General features: G+C 66.6%; 2 protein-coding genes and 1 pseudogene. All 3 read right to left on the bottom strand.

Features of this window, described 5'->3' with window-relative positions:
- Window positions 1-125 (bottom strand): annotated as a pseudogene (locus tag ABZV40_RS46305) (carbohydrate ABC transporter permease); the annotation flags it as partial.
- Window positions 122-1,081 carry a sugar ABC transporter permease gene (locus tag ABZV40_RS46310; protein ID WP_355456501.1) on the bottom strand — a complete coding sequence of 320 codons (960 nt, stop codon included), beginning with the start codon at window positions 1,079-1,081 and terminating at the stop codon, window positions 122-124. The gene ABZV40_RS46310 and the pseudogene ABZV40_RS46305, both read right to left, overlap by 4 nt.
- On the bottom strand, window positions 1,078-2,331 hold the full coding sequence (locus ABZV40_RS46315; protein WP_355456502.1) for an extracellular solute-binding protein: 1,254 nt from the start codon (window positions 2,329-2,331) through the stop codon (window positions 1,078-1,080). The genes ABZV40_RS46310 and ABZV40_RS46315 overlap by 4 nt, the downstream gene beginning before the upstream one ends.
- Window positions 2,332-2,713 lie beyond the last annotated feature (382 nt).

A 2,713-nucleotide genomic window follows, 5' to 3' on the forward strand; every position in this document is an offset into this window, starting at 1 on the left:
TCGCCGTTGACCGCGGCGCCGTCACGGCTCGCGACCAGGAACGACCAGTAGAACGGGAAGGCCGACCCGAGCACGAACGCCGCGAGGAAGCCGTACACCAGGAAAGAGGGCCTGCGGGTGATCATCGCACGGCCCTCCTCGTGAGCCAGAAGTTGAGTCCCGCGACGGAGATCACGACCAGGAACAGCACCCACGCGATGGCGGACGCGTAGCCGAGGTCCAGGCCCTGGAACGCCGTCTGGTACAGGTAGAGCACGACGGTCTGGTACTGGTGCTGCGAGCCGCCGCCGCTGCCGCCGGCCGGTTCGAACATCTTCGGCTCGGTGAAGATCTGCAGACCGCCGATGGTCGACGTGACGATCACGAAGATCAGCGTGGGCTTGAGCATCGGCAGCGTGATGCTGACGAACCGGCGCACCGGTCCCGCGCCGTCGACCCGTGCTGCCTCGTCGACCTCACGCGGGATGGCCTGCATCGCGGCGAGCACGATCAGCGCGTTGTAGCCGGTCCAGCGCCAGTTCACCATCGACGCGATGGCGACGTGGCTGCCGAAGGTGTCGGCCTGCCAGTCGATCGGGCTCAGGCCGAACGTGGTGAGCACGGCGTTCACCAGTCCGTACTGCGTCCCGAACAGGTTGCCGAAGATGACCGCCAGCGCCACCAGCGACGCGACGTAGGGCAGCAGCACGCCCATCCGCCACGCCGTCCTGGCGCGGAGGTTCGCGTTGAGCAGGGCCGCGAGCAGCACCGCCAGCACGATCTGCGGACCGCTGGAGAGCACGAAGATGCTGACGGTGTTGATCAGCGCGTTCCAGAACTGCCCGTCGGAGAACAGGGTCCCGTAGTTCTTCAGGCCGACGAAGGCCGGGTTGTCGTCACCGAGCTCCCAGTCGAAGAGCGAGACGTAGGCCGTGTACAGCAACGGGAACAACCCGATCGCGCCGAACAGCACGAAGAACGGCGCGACGAACAGGTACGGCGACACCTTGGAGTCCAGTTTGGACAACCGGTAGCGCCGCGGCGACCGCGGGCGAGCCTCCTCCGCTCGCCCGCGGTCGACCTTGGAGAGAACGGCGGTCACTTGGCTGCCTTCTGGGCACCCTCGACGGCCGTCTTCCACGCCTCGTCGGCGCTCTTGCCCTGCTCGACGGACTGCAGCGCCGGGGAGAAGACGTTGTCCTGCAGCTGTCCGTCCTTCGGTCCCTTGTGCTGGGCGGCCGTGATCTTCTTCGCCTGCGTGGCGAACAGCGCGCCCGCCTTGATGTCACCGAAGTAGGCGTTCGTCTTCTCCAGCAGCGCGGGGGCTTCGAGCGCCTTGACCTGGCTGGGGAAGGTGCCCTTGGCCTGGAACGCCTTGATCTGCTGGTCCGGTGCGGTCAGCCAGGCGGCGAGCTCGGCGGCCTTCTTGGCGTTCTTGCTCTGCTTCGGCACGGTCAGGTACGAACCACCCCAGTTGCCGCCGCCGTTGGGGAACGCGTCGGTGACCGCCCACTTGCCCTTGTTCTCCGGACCCGCCTGCGTCTCGATCACGCCGAGCATCCACGACGGGCAGGTCTTCGTGGCGAACGAGCCGGTCTTGAACGCGGTGTTCCACTCCGGGCTGAACGCCGTGAGCTTGGCCGACTGGCCCTTGAGAGCGGCCTTGGTCACCGCGTCCCAGTCGGCCTTGATGTCGGGGTTGGACCCGACGACGAGCTTGTCGTCCTGGTCGAAGTAACCGACCTTGTGCTGGTTGTGCATGGCGTTGAAGACCTGCGCGGAGCTGTCGAACCAGGCCACGCCACCGCTCTTGGCGATGAACTGGTCACCGGCGGCGAAGTAGCTGTCCCACGTCGCGAACAGCGCCTTCACGGCCTCGGGGTCCGAGGGCAGACCGGCCTTGTCGAACAGGTCCTTGCGGTAGCACATGGCCAGCGGGCCGATGTCCGTGCCGTACCCGATCAGCTTGCCGTCCTTGGTGGTGGCGGCGTCGGTCTTCCACTGCAGCCAGCGGCCGTCCTCGATCTTCGGCCCGAGCTCCTTGAGGTCGTTGAACTGACCGGCCTTCGACATGACCTGGCTGAGGTAGCCCTCCTCGACGGCCTCGATGTCCGCGAGGCCGGAGCCGGCGCCGAGCTTGGTGAACAGGTTCTCGTGGTGCGGCCCGCCCTGCCCGGTCTTGCGCTGCGTGATCTTCACGTCCGGGTGCGCGGCCTCGTACTCCTTCAACAGGTCCTCGTAGCCGAACTCGTTGAAGGTGGCGATCGTGAGCTCGGTCTTGCCGTCCGAGGACTGACTGCCGCCACCCGACCCGCACGCTGTGGTGGCGGCGGCGGACACGGCGGCACAGATCAGCACGCTGATCCAACGGTGTCGCACGGGAGAACTCCTCTGGTCTCGGCGGGCGGATTCTGGGAGCGCTCCCAGGTGCGGCAGAGTGTCGCCCTGGCTTCGAACGTGTGTCAAGACACACTCCAGTGGGTATCAGGCATTTCCGGGGCCGACGAATGGGATGACCTCGTCGTTTCCGGCCTAGGTCACAGTTGGGAAAACTGGGAGCGTTCCCGGACACATGACGTGCGGGTTAACAGTGCGTACTTCTTCCAGCACTGAGCGCGTTAGTACACCTAGGCGCTCGCCCCGCCCTCCGCACGGGCCCGGTAGGCCGCCGACAGGTCTGCGGCCAGCGGTCCCATCGACTCACCGTCGGCCGCGCTGTGGTGCACGATCAACA

This window comes from Lentzea sp. NPDC004782 (assembly GCF_040609115.1).
Classification (GTDB): Bacteria; Actinomycetota; Actinomycetes; order Mycobacteriales; family Pseudonocardiaceae; genus Lentzea.